Origin of the sequence: Collinsella sp. AM24-1, from assembly GCF_003470325.1 — a bacterium.
Lineage (GTDB): Bacteria > Actinomycetota > Coriobacteriia > Coriobacteriales > Coriobacteriaceae > Collinsella.
In genome coordinates this window covers 88028-108153 of sequence record NZ_QRHM01000008.1, presented here as the reverse complement: position 1 = coordinate 108153, position 20126 = coordinate 88028, and the positions used below count along the sequence as shown (strand labels likewise).

Sequence of the window (20126 nt, the reverse complement as noted above, 5' to 3'; positions counted from 1 at the left end):
GGCGAGGGGCCGGGCGAGACGAGGCTGTTCTACTGCGACCCGAGGCGCAGCGACCAGAAGGGCGCCTGCGAGCGAAACCACGTCGAGATAAGGAAGCTGCTGCCCAAGGGCTCCGGACTCAGGTTCGACCGGCTCGCCCCGGCGGACCTGGCGCTGGCCATGTCGCACGTGAACTCCGAGCCCCGCGGCGCGCTCGGCTTCTCGACGCCCGCCCGCGCCTTCAGGGCGATGCTCGGGGAGGACGCGGCGGCGCTGCTGGACGCCTACGGCGTGGAGGACGTGGCGCTCGTCGATCTCGACCTGACGCCGGGGCTCATCGAGAGGGCGCGCGCCGAGAGGGGCGATGCCCCGCTGTCCTAGCCTAGAAGGAAAAACGGAATAGACGGACCGACCGTCCGGCTGAGTCTGGGAAGAGGCGCCGGGCGGCGGGCGGAGCATGGCCACCGGACCCATCGAAACACATCTCCACCGTTCCTTCAACTGGGAAAACGGCGCCCCCGGACCCCAGGAGGGGCCGCGGGGGCGTTCGGCTAACTGCGGGAATGGCCTATCCGCTCAATGTGTTCGGCTGAGATCGGAAATCAACCGTGCTTGCAATACGATGGGCCCAAGCGAATGGGCGGGCTTACTGAACTTTGCTGGCGAACTCGAGGTATTGCATGCGCTGCAGCTTGTCGATCGTCGAGGCGTAGGGGCTGTCTTCCGATTCCAAGTCGTAGCGCAGCCCGTCGGCACCGAGATAGCCGGCGACATTGATGGTGGGCACATCTGACCTTGTCGCAAGCAGGGCCTTTTGGTAATTGGTGAGCGGGGCGCCGATCTTATTAAGGGTAATGGCTGCAATCTCGTTTGCCCCGACGGTGTCGTAGACGTTGAGCTCGGTATTGCCGGCGATCTCATAGTTAGCCCAGACGAGATATGTCGACTGATAGATACGGAAAGCGTGGCTTGCCGTATCTTCCTGAGGGTACAGCTCGTCGTTGAGAGTCGTTGCGGCGCTCGGCTGATGGTCGCCAAAAAAGACAAGAACAACCGGTCTGCCGATGTTGCGGAGCTCGTTGATAAAGTACTCGAGGTCCCGGTCGGATGCGTTGATGCAGGTGAGATAGGTGTTGAGCGCGCTGTTGGCGCCTTCGCTGGCTCCCTCGACCCAATAGTTTGTCAGCTCTTCGGCGGGAACGGTGCCATGGTCGTAGCCGCCGTGATTTTGCATCGTGACGTCAAAGATGAACTGCGGCGCTTCGTCGGTTCTAAGCAGGTCGAGTATCTTGTCGTAGGTGGCGTAGTCGCATACGCCGGCATGGTAATAGGGCGCACCTTCGAAATCGCCGATTGAAAGAAAGTCTCCAAAGCCCAGCTGCTGATAGATTTTATCTCGATGGTAGTTGACGGGGTTTTGCGGGTGCATAGCGGTAGCGGTATACCCAAGCTCTTTAAGGTCCTTTGCCAGGCTGTTTACGCCATTCATCTGATACAGCTGATAGGGGATCTTGCCTAATCCGACAAAGGCCGTTGTCGCTCCGGTCAAAAATTCGAATTCGGAGTTCGCCGTTCCGCCACCGGCGACCGAAGCGAGCATGGTGCCGCGAACAAGTGTGTCGGGAAGCGAGTTGTAGAATGCGGGGCCGGTGTACCCGGCCGCCTGGAGCTGCTCAAAGCACGAAAGGTCGCTAAAACTCTCGTTCATGACGGCAACAATCGTCGGCTTGATTTCATTGAACTGGGCAACGGCCGCCGCGCGCTGCTCGCTCGAGCCGTATGCGCTGTCGTAGGCGGCGGCGAGCTCCTGCTCGATGCTCTGCGCCTCATCGGGCGTATAGCCTTCGGGCTTCTCAATGGGCAACTCGTTGACCATTTCGGTGAACGAAGTGATAAAACCCTGAGACGCATACGTGGTGATGGGCTGCCAACGGTCAAATCCAAAATCCAGCGCCTGCTCCAAGTCGATGTTGGAAAAGCCTGAGAGCCCCACAACGGTCACTAGCAGAAAAGCACAGAGGTTAGCGGCGATAGCGGGGAAGACATGGGTGGGCGTACGGAGCTTTCGCGGTCGGATGAGCGAAAGAAGCCCCAGGGAAATCTCCAGCAGGGCGAGAGAGGTTACGATTCCGGCGGTAAAGGTAAACTCGTATCCCTCGCTCACTTCCATTGCGGTGCCAAGGGCCAAGATATCGCTTGGCAGGATGGCTTCGCCTTTAAACGTTATGACGAAGTGCTCGGCAATGCCAAGGATGCAACAGACGACGGGCACGAGGGCCATGACGCCTCCATGACGCTGCCCCACCAAATAAAGGGAGAGCAGAACCGTCGCGAGCAGCCCGACGGAAAACCCGAATGAGTTGGCGGGAATGCGATAGAACGTTTCGTTGCAGGCAATTTCGAGTGAAACGAACGAGAGCGCTGAAACAGCGGCGATGACAAGGATGTCACGGCAAATACAGGCAACCGTTCCCGTCGCAAGGTCGGTTTGGTCGATAAGTCCCGAAACCAAGGGCTCGACAAGAAGCATGACGGCGGCAGCACCGAGCGCCGAATAAGAAAGGACCCATAGGGAGCTGCCCTCATTTACGAGCAATTGATTCGTAACCCATGCAGCTACCACGCCGAGCGGGATGAGGAGCGTCGCGCACCAAAAGACGCGGGCAATGGGTGGCTTTTCGTTGCGTTTGATTGAAAAATACACGCGCACGACGACGGCGGCCACGATAAGGACGGCGATGAATATGGGCAGATTGGCCATGTCGCTCGAAGTGATTTCAAGGGGGATATCTTCGGTCATGGACGTTCCTCTGGTACAGCAAATTAAGTTCAGCATTAGATTACTGTAACCTTTCCACGGCATTTCGAGAAACAAAGCGCCCGATACGCAAAGCTAAAGGTCTGCGAATCTTGTATCACGAACATCTGTGCGCGTTGAGTGCGCTAAACTCATCGGCAGTATGATTCGATGCAATAGGAGGCAAGGAGCTTCCATGTCTGATTCCTCTATCGTTATTCGCGGCGCTCGTGAGCACAACCTCCGTGATATCGATGTTTCCATTCCGCGTGACCAACTCGTGGTCATTACCGGTCTTTCTGGCTCGGGCAAGAGTTCACTGGCATTCGACACTATCTATGCCGAGGGCCAGCGTCGATACGTCGAGAGCCTTTCGAGTTATGCGCGCCAGTTCTTGGGCCAGATGGACAAACCCGACTTGGATTCAATCGACGGCCTTTCGCCGGCGGTGTCGATCGACCAAAAGACGACATCTAAAAACCCTCGCTCGACGGTTGGCACCGTAACCGAGATTTATGACTATCTGCGTCTGCTGTTCGCCCGTGTGGGCACCCCGCACTGTCCCGAATGCGGCCGCGTCATTGAGCGCCAGACGACCGACCAGGTTGCCGACAAGGTCTTGGCGGCGGGGGAGGGCCGTCGCGCGTTTGTGCTGGCACCGGTGGTGCGCGGGCGAAAAGGCGAGTACACCAAACTGTTTGAGGACCTTCGCGCCGAGGGCTTTAGCCGCGTGCGTGTCGACGGTGAAGTGCGCTCGCTCGACGATCCGATCGATCTGGACAAGAAGTTCAAGCACGATATCGAGGTCGTGGTCGATCGCATCGTGATCCGTGAGAACTCTCTGGGCCGTATCGCCGAGTCTGTTGAGCAGGCGACCGCGCTGGCTCACGGCAATGTAAACGTGTACATGCTGCCCGATCGTGATGCTCCCGAGGGGACCGAGGGCGAGCTGCTGGAGTATTCGTTGGCCTTGGCGTGCCCGGAGCATGGTCACTCCATTGACGATCTTCAGCCGCGTGATTTTTCGTTCAACGCTCCCTATGGCGCATGTCCTGAGTGCGACGGCCTGGGCTTTAAGAAAACCGTTGATGCCGAGGCGCTGATCGAGGACCCCTCGAAGTCCATTGCCGACGGAGTCTTTGGTAGCCTGTTTGGCAATTCGAACTACTATCCGCAGATTTTTGCTGCGGTCTGCAAACACTTTAAGGTGAGCACCGATACGCCGTGGGAGGACTTGCCCCCTCGCGTGCGTCGTGCATTCTTGGATGGCCTGGGCGATACGAAGATCTCGGTCGACTACCAAAAGCTCGATGGGCGCCGCAGCCAGTGGGACACCAAGTTCTCGGGTGTGCGCAATATCCTGTACGAGCGCTATACCGAGACGACGAATGAGAACACCAAGGCGCGCTTGGAGAAGTACATCCGCGAGGAGCCGTGCTCGAGCTGCCACGGCGCTCGTTTGCGCCCCGAGATGCTCGCCGTCACCGTGGGCGGCAAGTCCATTTACGAGGTTTGTTGTCTGTCGTGCCGTGAGTCGCTCGAGTTTTTTGAGGGCCTGGAACTCACCGAGCGCCAACAGTTTATCGGCGGACGCATCGTCAAGGAAATCCTGGAGCGCCTGCGTTTTCTGGTCGATGTCGGACTCGACTATCTGACCCTCGATCGTGCCTCGGCGACGCTTTCCGGAGGCGAGGCCCAGCGCATTCGCCTGGCAACGCAGATCGGCGCCGGCCTCATGGGTGTCCTGTACATTTTGGACGAGCCATCGATTGGCCTCCATCAGCGCGATAACGAGCGCCTGATCAAGACGCTTGAGCGCCTACGCGATATCGGCAATACCGTCATCGTCGTCGAGCATGATGAGGATACGATTCGTGCTGCCGACTATGTGATCGACATGGGCCCCGGCGCGGGCGTGAACGGCGGACACGTAGTCGCGGCGGGAACGCCTGCCGATATCATGGCGTGCCCCGATTCGATGACGGGTGCCTACCTGACCGGCAAGCGAATGATTCGGGTTCCCGATGAACGCCGCAAGCCCGGTCGCGGCTGCCTTAAGATCACGGGCGCCCGCGCCAACAACCTCAAAAACGTTACCGCCAAGATCGAGTTTGGTACGCTTACGGTCGTTACCGGCGTGTCGGGATCGGGTAAGAGCTCCCTGGTTACCGACACTATCGCACCTGCCCTTACGAATGCCATTCACCGTTCGACGCGCCCTGTGGGTCCGTATAAGAAAATCGAGGGCATCGAGTGTATCGATAAGGTTATCGATATCGACCAGTCGCCGATTGGCCGCACGCCGCGTTCCAACCCTGCTACGTACATTGGCCTGTGGGATGATCTTCGCGCGCTGTTTGCGAGTACGCCGGAGTCGAAGGCGCGCGGCTACTCGCCGGGACGTTTCTCCTTTAACGTGAGCGGCGGTCGCTGCGAAGCATGCAAGGGCGACGGACAAATTAAGATCGAGATGCACTTCCTTCCCGATATCTATGTCCCCTGTGAGGTCTGCGGCGGCAAACGCTATAACCGCGAGACGCTTGAGGTCACCTACCGTGGTAAGACCATCTCGGACGTGCTCGACATGAGCGTCACCGAGGCACTGGCCTTCTTTGGGAATATCCCGCAGATTAAGCGCAAGCTCCAGACGCTGTACGATGTAGGCTTGGGCTACGTGAGCCTGGGCCAGCCCGCTACGACGCTCTCGGGCGGCGAGGCGCAGCGTGTGAAGCTCGCCAAGGAGCTTCATCGACGCCAGACGGGCAAGACGTTCTATATTTTGGATGAGCCGACGACCGGCCTTCATTTTGAGGACGTCCGCCAGCTGCTCGATGTGCTGCAGCGCTTGGTCGATGCGGGCAACACGGTGCTGGTGATTGAACACAACCTTGATGTCATCAAGGTTGCCGACCGCCTGATCGATATGGGCCCCGAGGGCGGTAACGGCGGCGGTACCGTCGTGGTTTCGGGCACACCGGAGCAGGTTGCGGACTGTCCGCAGAGTTATACGGGCAAGTTTTTGGCGCCGTTGCTCAGGCGTGACCGGGAGCGTCAGGCTCAACTTGATGCTCAATAAATAGGCGATTCAGTTTATGGGCGCCATCGACTCCTTGTGATTCGATGGCGCTTGCTGTGTCGAAGTGACGTATGCAGCCGAATTGGACATATACTTAATCCTTGCGTCCGAATGCGAGGGAAAGGATATGCCATGGCAAAGGCTGTAAAGACGCCAAAAACCAATGCGATGCGCGAGCTGGAAAGCGCCGGCATTTCCTATGTTCTACATACGTACGAAGACGATGGTGATGAGTCGGCGGGCCTGGGGGTCGCGATTTCGGAGCAGCTTGGCGAGGAGCCCGGACAAGGATTTAAGACCTTGGTCTGCGTGACGCCGTCCAACGACCACGTCGTGTGCTGCATCCCTGTTGCCGACGAGCTCGATCTAAAGTCCGCCGCGCGTGCCGCGGGGGAGAAGTCCTTGGCCATGATGCATGTGAAGGATTTGCTTGCGGCGACTGGCTACGTTCGCGGCGGCTGCAGTCCGGTCGGTATGAAAAAACGCTACCGGACGCTCATTGATGAGACATGTGTCCTTTGGGATACCATTTTTATTTCGGGAGGCAAGCGTGGTTATCAGCTTGAGCTTGCACCTGATGATTTAATTGCATTTTGCGGGGCGACGGTCGCCCCGATTACGAGAGAGGACTGAGCGATGCCGCAGGAAGAATTGAAGTGCGGAGCTCATTTTGCAAAAGAATCTGCGCCTCAGACACCCTCATCCGAAGCTTCTTCGTCGCGAGACGACACTGACGACATGGGCTCGTCGGACTACTCCACGGTTGGTCGTTCCGCCGGGCTTATGACCATCCTGACCATCGTGTCTCGCGTCACCGGTTTTATCCGCACGTGGGCAATGGCGGCCGCTATCGGCATGTCGCTGCTCTCGTCTTCCTATCAGGTCGCCAACAACCTGCCCAATATGCTCTACGAACTCGTGATGGGCGGCATGCTCGTGACGGCGTTTTTGCCCGTGTACATGGGCGTGAGGCGTGAGCAGGGTCGCGAGGCCTCTAACGAGTACGTGGGCAACCTGCTCGGTATTCTGCTATTGGTGCTGGGTGGCATTTCGTTGCTGGGGACCGTGTTCGCCCCGGGCTTTATCTGGACGCAATCGTTCCTTTCGGGTGACGGCGGCAGCATGGATACCGCTGCGTTCATGTTCCGTTTCTTTGCCATCCAGATTCTGTTTTATGGTTTGGGCTCGGTGTTTTCGGGCGTCCTCAACGCACACCGCGACTACTTCTGGTCGACGTTTGCCCCGGTCCTCAACAATGTGATCGTCATTGCGAGCTTTATGGGCTTTGCGCCCGTGTCCGCACAGTTTGGCGAACGTGCCGGCATCATCTTGATTGCGGCCGGTACGACCCTCGGTGTCTTTGTTCAGATGGCATGTCAGATCCCCGCGCTTGGCAAGCACGGCGTGCATCCCCATATCCATATCGACTTTAAGGACCCCGCACTGCGCCAGACGATTGCGCTCGGTATCCCGACGCTGCTCGCCACGGTGTGCATGTTTGTCTCGACTTCTATCACCAACGCTGCTGCGCTGGTGGTCCAGCCCGAGACTGGTCCTTCCGTCATCGCCTATGCGCGCCTGTGGTACACGCTGCCCTACGCGCTGATTGCCGCCTCGCTTTCGACGGCGCTCTATACCGAGCTCTCTCACGACGCACAGGAGAAGGATTACGACAGCGTCCGCACGGGCATTTCGCGTGGCGTCGCCCAGATGCTGTTCTTCCTGATTCCATTCGCGCTGTACCTGATTGTCTTCGCGCGTCCGCTCAACATGATCTACTGCGCTGGCAAGTTCGATGAGTCCGGTGTGGCGCTGGTGTCGGAGTTCCTTATCTACCTGGCACTTTCCCTGCCGCTCTACGGCGTGGTCGTGCTGATGCAGAAGAGCTTCTCTGCCTTGCTCGACATGAAGCCCTATAGCCGCTATTGTCTGTATTCCGCCATCGGCCAGGCCGGCTCGGTTCTGCTGTTTGGCGTTGTGCTGGGCTTCGGTATGCCGGCAATCGCGCTTTCGTATGTCGTCGACTACGTGATCTTGGTCGGTTGCTCGCTGTGGTGGCTGCGTCGTCGTCTGCGTGGTCTTCAGGTTAAATCTATCCTGCATGGCGGTTTCTTTGGCCTTTTGCTCGGTGGCCTGGGTGCTGCCGCAGGCGCCGGCGTCATGTGGGCGCTTGAGCACTTTGTCGGGGCACTTGGCGGCTCGATTCTGATTACTCTTGGCTACGTTTGCGTTGCGGGTGTCGTCTCGCTTGCTGTTACCTTTGGCCTTGCCGTCGTCCTTAAGATGCCCGAGGTCTCGGCGCTGATTCGTCGCAAGTAGGTGCGCGTGGCCGGTCACGACAACATTCCAACGCTTGCCGAGCAGGTTTCGCGCGTTCCCACGCAGCCCGGCTGCTACCTTTGGAAAGACGCCAAGGGCGATGTCATCTACGTGGGCAAGGCGAAAAACCTGCGCGCCCGTATGCGTCAGTACGTGACGCTGCAGGACGAGCGCCAGAAGATCCCGCTGATGATGCAGCTGGTGGCGAGCTTTGACTATATCGTGGTGGAGACCGAGCACGAGGCGTTGGTGCTCGAGCGCAATTTGATTGGTCAGTACCATCCGTACTTTAACGTCGACCTCAAGGATGACAAGAGCTACCCCTTTATCGCCATTACAAAGGGCGACCTGTATCCCGCTATCAAATACACGCGTGAGCGTCATAAGCCGGGAACGCGCTATTTTGGACCTTATACCGATAGCCGCGCGGCACGTGAGACGATAGATACGCTGCGCAAGGTTATCCCCATCTGCTCCGCATCCTGTGCGGAGTGGCGTCGTTGTCGCCGTATCGTCGAGTCCCACAAGGGCGAGGAAGACATCGTCAATATGATTTGCGCGCAAAACGGGCGCCCCTGCTTTGACTACCATGTCGGGCGCGGCCCGGGTGCGTGTGTCGGCGCGATTTCCCCGGCAGACTATGCCAAGAACGTCAAGCGTGTCGAGCGCTTTTTGTCGGGCCATCGCAAGGATGTCGTCGATGAGCTGACCTCCGAGATGACGGATGCCGCTGAGGCGCTCGACTTTGAGCGCGCGGCACGCGTCAAACGTCGTTTGGAGGTCATCAGGGGTCTGGACGATCGTCAGCAAGTCGTTTTTCCCTCCAGTGTCGATATAGATGTCATCGGTTTCTATCGCGAGGAGACCATCTCCGCCGCTTGCGTCTTCGTCGTTCGCGAGGGCCGAACGGTTCGCACCTGCGAGTTCATTCTCGACAAGGGTCTTGATGTTGACGAGGAAGAGCTCCAGTCGGGCTTTCTTAAGCGCTATTACGACGAGACGGCTGATATTCCAGCTGAGGTCAACCTTTCCGTCGAGCTTGAGGATGCGGAGGCGCTGGGGGAGTGGCTTGCGGGCAAGCGTGAGCGTTCCTGCCATCTCCATAGGCCGCAGCGTGGCGAAAAGCACCGTCTGCTCGATATGGCATCCAAAAATGCGCGCCATGCTCTCATGCGCTACATGATGCGAACGGGGTACGCTGACGACCGCACCAATCAAGCGCTCCTGGAGCTCGAAAGTGCGTTGGCGCTGCCATCGCCGCCGTTGCGTATCGAGTGCTTCGATATCTCTACACTGCATGGCACCTTCACGGTCGCCTCGATGGTGGTGTTTACCAACGGGCGCGCCGACAAGAGTCAGTATCGTCGTTTTAAAATTCAGGCCGAATTGGACGAGGCAAACGACTTCGTGTCGATGTCCGAGGTTTTGGGACGACGTTATGCTCCCGAGCGTATGGCCGACGAGCGCTTTGGCTCGCGCCCCGATTTGCTCGTTGTCGATGGCGGTAAGCCGCAATTGACCGCTGCGATCAAGCAACTTGAGGCTCTTGGGCTCGATATACCAGTTTGTGGCTTGGCAAAGGCCGATGAGGAGGTTTTCGTGCCTTGGGACGAGACTCCCGTCGTGCTGCCGACCGGGTCCGCGTCGCTCTATCTAATTAAACAGGTGCGCGATGAATCGCACCGTTTTGCCATCACGTTCCATCGCGAATTGCGCGATAAAGCCATGACGGTTTCGGTACTCGATGACGTTCCAGGCGTGGGACCCACCAGAAAACGTGCCCTTATGCGCCATTTTGGCTCGATGAAGCGTTTGCGCGCGGCGAGCGAGCAAGAGATCGCGGAAGTTCGAGGCATTCCTGCCGATGTCGCCAAAGCGGTTCACGAGGCGCTCGTTGCATGGAATGCCGAGCGCGCCGAGGCGGCGGCAAAGCAATCCGAAAACTAAACACGCCTCTAAACAACTGATATACATGATTGCGTGATTTTCAATCATTTATTTCACGGCGATTACCAGCCGATTTCGGGTTTAATTAACGCTAAAACGTTTGACTAGCCATGGTGAACAACCCTGCTATCCTGCGGGTTGACGAAGACTGATATCTCACCTCGTCGATACATACTGTCTGGCGAATCGTTTGTCAATGAATTCGGTGAACGGTAGTAAATACCGTTCAAGCGTATGTATGTATCGGTCGCCGAGCGCGGCACCTCAGTTGGGTTCGTCGGTAGGTAAGGTATATATCGTCCGCAAGTTGCGCGGGGGCACGTCTAGGTGCTCCCGGGTAAGATTCTCTATTGATAGGAGAAGACATGGCCATCATCAACAAGGGTATGTCCAGGCGTTCGTTCCTCGGCCTCACCGGCAGCGTCGCTGCTGTCGCAGGGCTTGGTCTCACCGGCTGCGGTGGCAGCTCCAACGACGAGGGTTCCGCTTCCGGTTCCACCGATTCCGCCAACCGTGGCGGCGGCGTGATCACCGCTGGTTCCGCTTACGCTCCGTCCAGCTTCGATCCCGCCAGCACCGGCTCCGCTGTGGGCCTGGGTGCTAACTGGCACGTCGTCGAGGGCCTCTACGGCATCGATTACCACGACTACAGCACCTTCAACGAGCTCGCCACCGACGATCCCAAGTCTGTGGACGACACCACTTTCGAGGTCACCATCCGCAAGGGCGCCAAGTTTTCCGATGGCACCGAGGTCACCGCTGACGATGTCGTTGCCTCCTACACCGCTTGCGCCGCTTCCGCTACCTATGCTCCGTTCTTCCAGCCCTTCGAGTCCATCGAGGCCAAGGACGCCAGCACCGTGACGGTCAAGACCAAGGTCCCCAACTTCTCCCTGCTCAAGGATCGTCTGGCCATCGTCCGCGTTACCCCGGCCACCCAGACCGAGGAGGATCGCGCCAAGCAGCCGATCGGCTCCGGCCCCTGGATGTACGACTCTATCTCCGATACCGAGATCACCCTGGTTCCCAACCCCGAGTACAACGGTGAGTATGCTGCCGAGGATAAGAAGATCCAGTACAGCATCCTGACCGACCCCACCGCTCGCGTTACCGCTCAGCAGGAGGGCTCCACGCTCGTTATGGAGCTCGTTACCGCTGACGCCGTCGACCAGCTCGAGAGCGCCGGCTGCAAGATCGATAACGTTCAGGGTTTCGGCACCCGCTTCATCATGTTCAACGTCGCCAAGGAGCCTTGGAACAACGTCAAGGTCCGTCAGGCTGTCATGTATGCGCTCGACACCGAGAAGATGGTCAGCAACACCTTCGCCGGCCTTGCCACCGCTGCCAGCTGCTACCTGCCCAAGAGCTTCACCAACTATCATGAGGCTTCCACGGTGTACAAGACCGACGCCAAGAAGGCTAAGAAGCTCATCGAGGAGTCTGGCATCACCCCGGGTGCCATCACCCTGCGCACCACCGACAACGAGCAGATTAAGGGCATGGCCGCCCAGGTCAAGAACGACCTCGACGCCCTCGGCTTCGATGTGACCATCCAGACCGATACCTCGCCGGCCACCTACGCTGCCATCGACGGCGGCGAGGCCTACGATATCCTCCTTGCCCCTGGCGATCCTTCCTGCTTCGGCGCCGACCCCGACCTGCTGCTCAACTGGTGGTACGGCGACAACGTCTGGATGCAGACCCGTTGCCCGTGGAAGGAGTCCGCTGAGTGGCAGAAGCTCCACAGTCTCATGGACGAGGCTCTTGCCGCCGAGGGCGACGAGCAGCAGAAGAAGTGGAACGAGTGCTTCGACATCATTGCCGACAACGCCGTTCTGTACCCCGTTGTCCACGTCAAGACCGTCTCCGCTTCCTGGGACGATCCGTCCACTGCGCCCAACGGCGAGGCCCTCGATGGCTTCAAGGGCATCGGCACGACGAGCATGTCCTTCAGGGGCGTTGCGACCGTCAAGGCGTAAGACTCGCTTGAGTCTGTATGCAGGATGTCGGTCGTTGGGACCGTATCCTCATAGTTGAAACAAAGACCCGGGCGACCTCGATGTCGCTCGGGTCTTGTAATGAGTATCCGTACTCATATACCAGTTGGTCCTACCGACAAAAGAAAGGGGAGAGAACGTGAACAACTTGCTACGTTTGATTGGAAGGCGTCTTGTGGCGCTGCCGATCATGGCATTGGGCGTCACCGTCCTGGTGTTCTTCCTTATGTCGTTCTCCAAGACCGACCCCGCCTACACGGCGTTGGGTGACGGTGCCTCGCCCGAGGCGGTTGCCGAGTACCATGAGAAGTATGGTCTGGACGACCCCTGGCCCGTGCGCTACGTGCGCTATATGGGCGATTTGATCCATGGCGACATGGGCACCTATGGTGCTGCTCGCAACTCCGTTGCCAAGCGCATCTCCACGGCCCTGCCCGTCACGATGCAGCTGACCTTCATCGGCCTTGCCATCGGTGCGGTCGTTTCGTTTTTGCTCGGCGTCATCGCGGCACTGTATCGCGACAAATGGCCGGACCAAGTGATCCGCGTCTTTTCCATCGCCGGCTTGGCAACCCCGTCGTTCTGGCTTGCCGTTCTGTTGATCCTGCTGTTCTCTTCCTACCTTAAGGTGCTCCCGGCATCGGGTGCTCTGCCTCACTTCACCACGAATCCGGCTGGTTATCTGGGCCGCATGATTATGCCCGCCATCGCCTTGGCATTTCCGCTGACGGGCCAGATGACTCGTATCGTGCGTACCGCCATGGTCGAGGAGCTCGATAAGGATTATGTCCGTATGGCTCGCGGCGCCGGCGTTCCCGAGAAGGTCGTCGTCGGCATCAACGTTCTTCGCAATGCGCTGATCACCCCGGTCACCACCCTCGGTCTTAAGATCGGTTACCTCATGGGCGGCGCCGTCGTCATCGAGGTTATCTTCAACCTCCCCGGCATGGGCACCGCGATTCTGCAGGGCGTTCAGGGCAACGAGGCGAACCTGGTTCAGGGCGTCGTTATCGTCGTTGCTCTTGCCTTCATCATCATCAACATCGTGGTTGACATGCTCTACCTGCTCATCAACCCGCGCATCAGGACGGTGTAGATTATGGTAAAGATTCGAGAGAAGCAAACCGAGCAGCTCGAGAAGGCTGCCTCCAAGGGGCTCAAGCTCGGTGGCTGGAAGAAGATGACGCTGTCTTCTAAGATTGCCGCCGTCGTGTTGGTGCTGGTCGCCCTGACTGCGATTCTGGCGCCCCTTCTTGCCCCCTATAGCCCGGTCGAGATTTTTACGGCTCGCCAGGCTCCCGGCAACGGATTTATCTTCGGTACCGACGATAAGGGTCGCGACATTCTGTCGCGCATGCTCTACGGTGGTCGTTACTCGCTGATTATCGGCTTTGGCGCCACTGCCATGGCTCTGGTCTGCGGCTCGGTCGTGGGCGCCCTTGCGGCGGTTTCGCGCAAGGCCGTTTCCGAGACGATCATGCGTATCCTGGACATCATCATGTCCATCCCGGGCATCGCCCTCGCGGCCGTCTTCGTCTCCATCCTGGGCAACTCCGTGCCGTCGATCATCTTCGCCATCGGCTTTATGTACACTCCGCAGATTGCCCGTATCGTGCGCGCCAACATCGTGTCCGAGTACGGCGAGGACTATGTCCGCGCGGTCATCGTTTCCGGCGCCAAGGCTCCGTGGATTTTGATCAAGCATGTTCTGCGTAACTGCATCGCCCCGATCATGGTCTTCACCGTTACCCTGGTCGCCGACGCCATCATCTTCGAGGCCTCGCTGACCTTCATCGGCGCTGGTATCCAGGAGCCCACCGCTACCTGGGGCAACATCCTCGCCGACGCCCGCGGCGGCGTGCTCGCCGGCCGTTGGTGGCAGGCGCTGTTCCCGGGCCTGGCCATCATGATCACCTGCCTGGCGCTCAACATCCTCTCCGAGGGCATTACCGACGCCATGGCCGCTGCTCCCTCCGCCGCCCTGGATCCGACCGATTCCTCCAAGCGTCGCGAGGCCGACCTGCTGGTCTCCGACCCCGTTCGCGCCTACAAGGAGCAGGCCCAGTCCCTCTCCGCTCGCCTTGGCGCCCTGCGCGATGTCGAGCTCAAGCGTGACGATCGCCATGTGCCCGACGAGTCTGTCGAACCGATTCTCTCGGTCCGTGACTTCTGCATTCAGTTTGAGCATCACGGCGATATCAACGTCGTCGACCATGTCAACTTTGACGTCCGTCCTGGTCAGACCATGGGCCTGGTGGGCGAGTCCGGTTGCGGTAAGTCCATCACCACGCTGGCCATCATGGGCCTGACCGACGATGACGAACATCTTTCCGGCGAGGTCCTCTGGGAGGGCCGTGACCTGCTCAAGATGAGCAAGAAGGAGTGGTTCGGCCTGCGCGGTACCGATATCGCCATGGTCTATCAGGACGCCCTGTCCTCGCTCAACCCCTCCATGCTCATCTCTGCCCAGATGAAGCAGCTCACCAAGCGCGGCGGCACCCGCAGCGCCGAGGAACTCCTGGAGCTCGTGGGCCTCGACCCCAAGCGTACGCTCGAGAGCTACCCGCATGAGCTTTCCGGTGGCCAGCGTCAGCGTGTCCTGATCGCCATGGCCCTTACCCGCGACCCCAAGCTGGTCATCTGCGACGAGCCCACGACCGCTCTGGACGTTACCGTCCAGAAGCAGGTCATCAAGCTGCTCAACGACCTTCAGGCCAAGCTCGGCTTTGCCATGATCTTCGTCTCGCATGACTTGGCGCTGGTCGCCGAGGTCGCCCATAACATCACGGTTATGTACGCCGGTCAGGTTATCGAGCAGGCGCCCACCAAGGAGCTGCTCACTAACCCGATCCACGAGTACACCCGCGGTCTTCTGGGCTCCGTTCTGTCCATCGAGAGCGGTTCGGGCCGTCTGCACCAGGTGCCCGGCGCCGTTCCGAGCCCGCGCGATTTCCCCAAGGGCGATCGCTTCGCGCCCCGCTCGAGCCATCCGCGCATTGGCCTGGACACCCGTCCGGTCTTCAAGCGCGTGCCCGGCACCGAGCACTTCTATTCCGAGCTCCCCGACGAGGTGCTCAAGGCAAATGGTTTGACCCCTCACGCGGAGGTGATGTAGATGAGCGAGACCGCAGTCAACGGCGTCGAGCCGATCATCTTCCTTGATGACGTCCACGTCACCTTTAGGACCCGTACCGGCTCGATTCTGCACCCCAACCTGGTTCACGCCGTCCAGGGTGTAACGATTAGGCTCATGCCCGGTCAGACGATCGGCATCGTCGGCGAGTCCGGTTGCGGTAAGTCCACCACCGCCAACGTCATGTGCGGCCTGCAGGCCCCCACGAGCGGCAAGGTCTACTTTAAGGGCAAGGACGTAACCAAGCGTACCGCCGAGGACCGTCGCCACATGGGTCGTGTCATCTCGGTCGTGTTCCAGAATCCGGCTACGGCGCTCAATCCCCGCATGGTCGTTCGCGAGCAGCTGCTCGACCCCATGCGCGTCCACAACCTGGGTACCGAGGCCGAGCAGGAGAAGCGCGTCAAGGAGCTCTTGGAGCTCACCGGTCTGCCCAGCTCCGCCGCCGAGGTTCTTCCCGGCCAGCTTTCGGGCGGCCAGCGCCAGCGCGTCGCAATTGCCCGTGCCCTGTCGCTGAACCCCGATGCCATCATTGCCGACGAGCCCACCTCGGCTCTGGACGTTTCGGTCCGCGCGCAGATTCTGAACCTGCTGACCGACCTTAAGAAGGAGCTCGGCCTGGCCATGGTGTTCATCAGCCATGACATCCAGACGGTCCGCTATATCTCTGACGACATCATCGTTATGAATGGCGGCAAGATCGTCGAGCAGGGCGAGGCCAAGCAGGTCTTCCAGCACCCCCAGGACCCCTACACCAAGATGCTGCTCGGCGCTGCGCCGTCGCTGCTGCATCCCAAGCTCGGCGAGTAGCCTCGCTTTCCCTCCCGTGCGCCCGGTTCCCTTGCCGGGCGCACCTCCGTTGCGATTTCGAAAGGTTGGGTTCACGAGCCATGCCAAGTGCTCAGGAGCTACAACATCAATTTGGTGAATATCGAGGCGCCATGCCCCGTCCATCAGATTTCGATCTCTTTTGGAATGACCGCATGGCCGAGGCCGATGCCGTCGAGCTCGACTATGCGATCGAGGCGGCATCGGTCACCGATGCCGTGACCTGCCAGCTTTTCGACCTCTGGTATACCGGCATGTGTGGCGCTCGCCTGCATGCCAAGTACCTTAAACCCGTCTCGGACGAGCCCGTGCCATTGGTACTTCAGTTCCATGGGTATCCGGGTGCAAGCCGCAGCTGGTTTGAGCAGGCGTCGTTTGCGGGCATGGGCATGGCACTCATCGCCCTCGACTGCCCCGGCCAAGGAGGTCCCTCCGAGGACATTGGTGGATTTGAGGGCACAACGGTCGCGGGCCATATCGTCGCCGGTATCGACGGTGATCCGGCCAACCTCTACTATGTCCGCTTGCACCAAGATATTCGCATCCTGTGCCGCATCGTTCGCGAGCTCGAGGGCATCGATCTTGCCCGTGTGTTTGTGAACGGCGCGTCGCAGGGTGGCGGTTTGGGCATTGCGACCTGTGCACTTAACAGCGAGCTTATCAATCGCGCCGCCATCCTCTATCCCTTCCTGTCGGATTTCCGCCTGGTCTGGGATTTGGATGCCGACGACATTGCCTACGAGGGCCTGCGCTATTGGTCTCGCTGGTTTGACGAGGACTCGACTCGTATCGACGAAGCCTATGCCAAGCTGGCGTACTTCGATTCCAAGAACTTTGCCCCTATGGTCAAATGCCCCGTGCTGTTTGGCACCGGCACAGCCGATACCGTCTGTCCGCCAGCGACGCAGTTTGCGGTCTATAACAACCTGACCTGTGAAAAGCGTCATGAGTTCTTTGAAGGCTTTGGCCACGAGGAGATTCAGGATTTTGACGATCTGATCATTCCGTTTTTCTGCAAGGGAGGGGAGGCTTATGTCTAAGTGCGAGAGCAATGTCAATGAGCTGATTGTCTCCGACCTTGTGGGGATTCCCGGAACGGTCTCGTCAAGGCTCGCTGATTTCCGGGATTGGCGCGGTGATGCTTCTGCGGATGTTTCCGAATTAGAGATAGCCGCTTCGGACCTTGAGGTTTGCGGGCCGAGTATTACGGTGATCGATTTCGCCAATCCGTATGCCCGCTACTCCGAGGTTTCCTTTGAGCTTGGTGGCGATGTGGTCCACGCACGCTTGATTGAGCCTGCCGGTCGCGCCCGAGCATCCGAGCTTGTGCCGCTATGTCTGATGTTTCACGACATCGACCGACCCGTGCGGGGATGGCATCACGTGACGAGGTTTGCGGCCATGGGATATGCCGTGCTTGCGCTGGACGATGAGGCGATTGGATCCAGCGAGCTGCAGCAGGGGATTGCCTCTCCTGCTTTTGTCAAGCGCGTCCGTTGGGGTTGCGCGATGGCGAAGGTGGCGCGCAATCTTGATGGCGTGGACCCCGACCGCATCTTTGCATGGGGCGAGGGCCTTGGCGGCGGAGTCGCGCTGGCGGTTTCTGCTCTGGACGAGCGGGGCCTCGCCTGCACGGCGGTTGCCAATCCGCTTCCTGGCGGCCTCGAGGCGCTGTCGTCTCGGGTGCGCGGATCGGTGCTCATGGGCACATCGCTTATGGATACCGTGAGCGATCCCAAGGATCAGTTTGCCGTATTCAACGGTCTTGAGTGTGACCGGAGGCATATCATCTATGCAAAATACGCTCACGAGCGCATCAATGCGTTCGAAAACAAAGTCGTCGACTTCTTTAACCAAACGTTCTACCCGTGTTCTTTGGCCTAGACGGCCTGGACACTGCCAACAAGAGTGGGCGGCATAGGGCTGCCCGCCAGACAGCTAAGGAGATTCTTGTGGCAACTCAGAAATTCACCGGCGTTATCCCTCCCGTCGTTGTTCCCGATACCGAAGACCACCAGCTCGATGTTGCCTCCTTTGAGCGCAGCATCAACCGCATGATCGATGCCGGCGTCGATGGCTTGTTCTTCCTGGGCTCCTCGGGCGAGGTTGTCTTCTCCACCGACGAGCGTCGCCGTCAGATCATCGCCGAGGCCGTCCGTATCGTCGACCACCGCGTTCCCGTTCTGGTCGGCATCATCGACACCGAGACCGAGCGCATGATCGAGCACGGCAAGGTCGCTCAGGAGCTGGGCGCCGATGCGCTTGTCGCCACCTGCCCGTTCTATGCTCTGCAGGGCATGACCGAGGTCGAGGAGCACTTCCGCATCCTGCATGAGGAACTCGACCTGCCCATCTTCGCCTACGACATCCCCGTGTGCGTCCACACCAAGCTCCCCTGGAAGCTCCTTGCCAAGCTCGGCGCCGAGGGCGTTCTGGCCGGCGTCAAGGATTCCTCGGGTGATGACATCTCGTTCCGCTACCTCGTTCAGGAGAACGAGAAGAACGGACATCCGATGAGCATCCTCACCGGTCATGAGGTTGTTGTCGACGGCGCCTACCTCGGTGGCGCCGACGGTTCCGTCCCGGGTCTCGCCAACGTTGAGCCCGAGGGCTACGTGCGTCAGTGGAAGGCCGCCCAGGCTGGTGACTGGGCTACCGTCAAGGCCGAGCAGGATCGCCTCAATGAGATTTCGCACATCTGGGATGTCACCTCTGGCGTCCAGGGCTATGCCGGTGGCGTTGGCGCCTTCAAGACTGCTATGAACCTCATGGGCATCTTCGACAGCCCGACCATGCCGCGCCCGGTGAAGGCCATGACCGGCGAGAACGTCGAGGCGATTAAGAAGGTCCTTCAGGACAACGGTCTGCTGTAGTGCTTTCCCAGGCGCCCAACCTCGCGCCTCAACCGTGCGGCCATGACCCATTAGGTCAATGGCCACACGGTTTCTCGGCGATTTCGGGCACCTGGAAAACCTTTACCGCGCTGTGACGGCTAGCCTGACGGCGCATTTCCTGTAGTTGTTTTTTATCTCCTAAGGAGAGCGACATGGAGAACAAGTACGTCTGCTCTGTCGATATCGGCGGAACTAAGATCGCGACTGCCATCATGGAGTACCCGGCTGACGGCAGCGTGCCCCATCCCGTTTTTGAGGCCGAGGTTCCTACCGAGGCCCAGGAGGGCGGCGAGGCCGTATTCCAGCGTATCGAGGCGTCCATCAAGGCTGCTCTCGAGTCGAATCCCGATGTCGAGGTCCTTGGCGTCGGTATCGGTGCCGCCGGCGTCGTCGATCCCAAGACGGGCGCCATCGCGTATGCCAATGAGATCATGCCCGGCTGGTCCGGCGTTCAGTTGGGGCCGCGTCTGCGCGAGGACCTCGGTCTTCCCGTTGCCGTCGTAGGCGACGTGCAGGCTCATGCTCTGGGCGAGGCCCACTGGGGCGTCGGCAAGGGCAAGTTCTCCGTCTTGTGTCTTGGCATCGGCACGGGCATCGGCGGCGCATATGTCGAGAACGGCCGCGTGATGCAGGGCTTCCATGGTGCTGCCGGCCATATGGGCCACATCGAGTGCTCGGCTGCCGCCGGCATTCCCTGCGCCTGCGGGCGTTCCGGCCATCTGGAGTCGGTTGCTTCGGGCACTTCCATTGGTCGAATGTACGATGAGCGTTTTGGCCGCGTCGACCCCAGCCGTCCTTCGGTCGGTCGCGATGTGAACGACCTGTGTCGTGCTGGCGACGCAAAGGCGACCGAGGTCATCCATGACGCCGGCTTTGCGCTGGGCGCCAGCTTGGGCTCGCTTGCCAATATTCTGGATCCAGAGGTCATCGTGCTTTCGGGCGGCGTAATTCATCAGGGTCCCGATTGGCGTTCGCAGACGTGGAAGGACTCGGTGCACGAGGGCTATGCCAGCCAGGCGCTCGACCCGCTTCAGGACACGCCGATCCTCATCGGTTCTCTGGAGGGCGACGCGCCGCTTATCGGTGCCGCCGAACACCTTCTTGCGTCGTTGAAGTAAACATAACTACCAAGTGCGCCTTCTGAGGTGCCGCAGAT

The 20126-nt window shown here is 59.5% G+C and carries 13 protein-coding genes and 1 pseudogene; 13 read left to right on the top strand and 1 reads right to left on the bottom strand.

The features are described 5' to 3' along the window. A pseudogene (locus DW661_RS04785) lies at positions 1-360 on the top strand (IS30 family transposase); the annotation flags it as partial. A gap of 265 nt (positions 361-625) precedes the next feature. On the opposite strand, the gene DW661_RS04780 reads toward DW661_RS04785, so the two are convergent. Next, complete coding sequence (locus DW661_RS04780; protein WP_158551695.1) at positions 626-2779, bottom strand: LTA synthase family protein; 2154 nt, start codon at positions 2777-2779, stop codon at positions 626-628. Positions 2780-2972: 193 nt separating this feature from the next. Here DW661_RS04780 and uvrA point away from each other — a divergent pair, with 193 nt between their 5' ends. From uvrA to DW661_RS04720, 12 genes are all read left to right on the top strand, one after another. After that, on the top strand, positions 2973-5852 hold the full coding sequence (gene uvrA, locus DW661_RS04775; RefSeq protein WP_118934823.1) for an excinuclease ABC subunit UvrA: 2880 nt from the start codon (positions 2973-2975) through the stop codon (positions 5850-5852). A 132-nt stretch (positions 5853-5984) separates the two neighbouring features. Further along, on the top strand, positions 5985-6485 hold the full coding sequence (gene ybaK / locus DW661_RS04770; protein ID WP_089573609.1) for a Cys-tRNA(Pro) deacylase: 501 nt from the start codon (positions 5985-5987) through the stop codon (positions 6483-6485). A gap of 105 nt (positions 6486-6590) precedes the next feature. After that, positions 6591-8171: a murein biosynthesis integral membrane protein MurJ gene (gene murJ, locus DW661_RS04765; RefSeq protein WP_117564878.1), complete on the top strand. Its 1581-nt coding sequence runs from the start codon at positions 6591-6593 to the stop codon at positions 8169-8171. A 6-nt stretch (positions 8172-8177) separates the two neighbouring features. Continuing rightward, positions 8178-10118 carry an excinuclease ABC subunit UvrC gene (gene uvrC, locus DW661_RS04760; protein ID WP_324249369.1) on the top strand — a complete coding sequence of 647 codons (1941 nt, stop codon included), beginning with the start codon at positions 8178-8180 and terminating at the stop codon, positions 10116-10118. 365 nt (positions 10119-10483) lie between these two features. Then, positions 10484-12097, top strand: a complete 1614-nt coding sequence (locus DW661_RS04755) for an ABC transporter substrate-binding protein (RefSeq protein WP_117564876.1) — start codon at positions 10484-10486, stop codon at positions 12095-12097. Between the two features lie 157 nt (positions 12098-12254). Beyond that, the gene (locus DW661_RS04750) at positions 12255-13211 is read left to right on the top strand and encodes an ABC transporter permease (protein ID WP_055251823.1); all 957 of its coding nucleotides are present in this window, start codon (positions 12255-12257) and stop codon (positions 13209-13211) included. A 3-nt stretch (positions 13212-13214) separates the two neighbouring features. Continuing rightward, positions 13215-15230 (top strand): dipeptide/oligopeptide/nickel ABC transporter permease/ATP-binding protein, encoded by a 2016-nt coding sequence (locus tag DW661_RS04745; RefSeq protein WP_035138893.1) that lies wholly within the window; start codon positions 13215-13217, stop codon positions 15228-15230. After that, positions 15231-16058: an ABC transporter ATP-binding protein gene (locus DW661_RS04740; protein ID WP_089573612.1), complete on the top strand. Its 828-nt coding sequence runs from the start codon at positions 15231-15233 to the stop codon at positions 16056-16058. It begins immediately after the preceding gene. 80 nt (positions 16059-16138) lie between these two features. Then, positions 16139-17116, top strand: coding sequence for an acetylxylan esterase (locus tag DW661_RS04735; RefSeq protein ID WP_118934821.1), 978 nt, complete (start codon positions 16139-16141; stop codon positions 17114-17116). After that, entirely contained in the window at positions 17109-17960 is an 852-nt protein-coding gene (locus DW661_RS04730) for an acetylxylan esterase (protein WP_118934819.1), read from the top strand. The genes DW661_RS04735 and DW661_RS04730 overlap by 8 nt, the downstream gene beginning before the upstream one ends. 68 nt (positions 17961-18028) lie before the next feature. Next, the gene (locus DW661_RS04725) at positions 18029-18949 is read left to right on the top strand and encodes a dihydrodipicolinate synthase family protein (protein WP_035138887.1); all 921 of its coding nucleotides are present in this window, start codon (positions 18029-18031) and stop codon (positions 18947-18949) included. Positions 18950-19122: 173 nt separating this feature from the next. Further along, a complete protein-coding gene (locus DW661_RS04720) occupies positions 19123-20088 on the top strand; it encodes an ROK family protein (RefSeq protein WP_117584276.1) in 966 nt (321 codons plus the stop codon). Positions 20089-20126 lie beyond the last annotated feature (38 nt).

Excerpts from the sequence above, each read along its gene's own strand:
- DW661_RS04780 (WP_158551695.1), bottom strand. The coding sequence starts at position 2,779 with ATGACCGAAGATATCCCCCTTGAAATCACTTCGAGCGACATGGCCAAT.
- uvrA (WP_118934823.1), top strand. The coding sequence starts at position 2,973 with ATGTCTGATTCCTCTATCGTTATTCGCGGCGCTCGTGAGCACAACCTC.
- ybaK (WP_089573609.1), top strand. The coding sequence starts at position 5,985 with ATGGCAAAGGCTGTAAAGACGCCAAAAACCAATGCGATGCGCGAGCTG.
- murJ (WP_117564878.1), top strand. The coding sequence starts at position 6,591 with ATGGGCTCGTCGGACTACTCCACGGTTGGTCGTTCCGCCGGGCTTATG.
- DW661_RS04755 (WP_117564876.1), top strand. The coding sequence starts at position 10,484 with ATGGCCATCATCAACAAGGGTATGTCCAGGCGTTCGTTCCTCGGCCTC.
- DW661_RS04745 (WP_035138893.1), top strand. The coding sequence starts at position 13,215 with ATGGTAAAGATTCGAGAGAAGCAAACCGAGCAGCTCGAGAAGGCTGCC.
- DW661_RS04740 (WP_089573612.1), top strand. The coding sequence starts at position 15,231 with ATGAGCGAGACCGCAGTCAACGGCGTCGAGCCGATCATCTTCCTTGAT.
- DW661_RS04735 (WP_118934821.1), top strand. The coding sequence starts at position 16,139 with ATGCCAAGTGCTCAGGAGCTACAACATCAATTTGGTGAATATCGAGGC.
- DW661_RS04730 (WP_118934819.1), top strand. The coding sequence starts at position 17,109 with ATGTCTAAGTGCGAGAGCAATGTCAATGAGCTGATTGTCTCCGACCTT.
- DW661_RS04720 (WP_117584276.1), top strand. The coding sequence starts at position 19,123 with ATGGAGAACAAGTACGTCTGCTCTGTCGATATCGGCGGAACTAAGATC.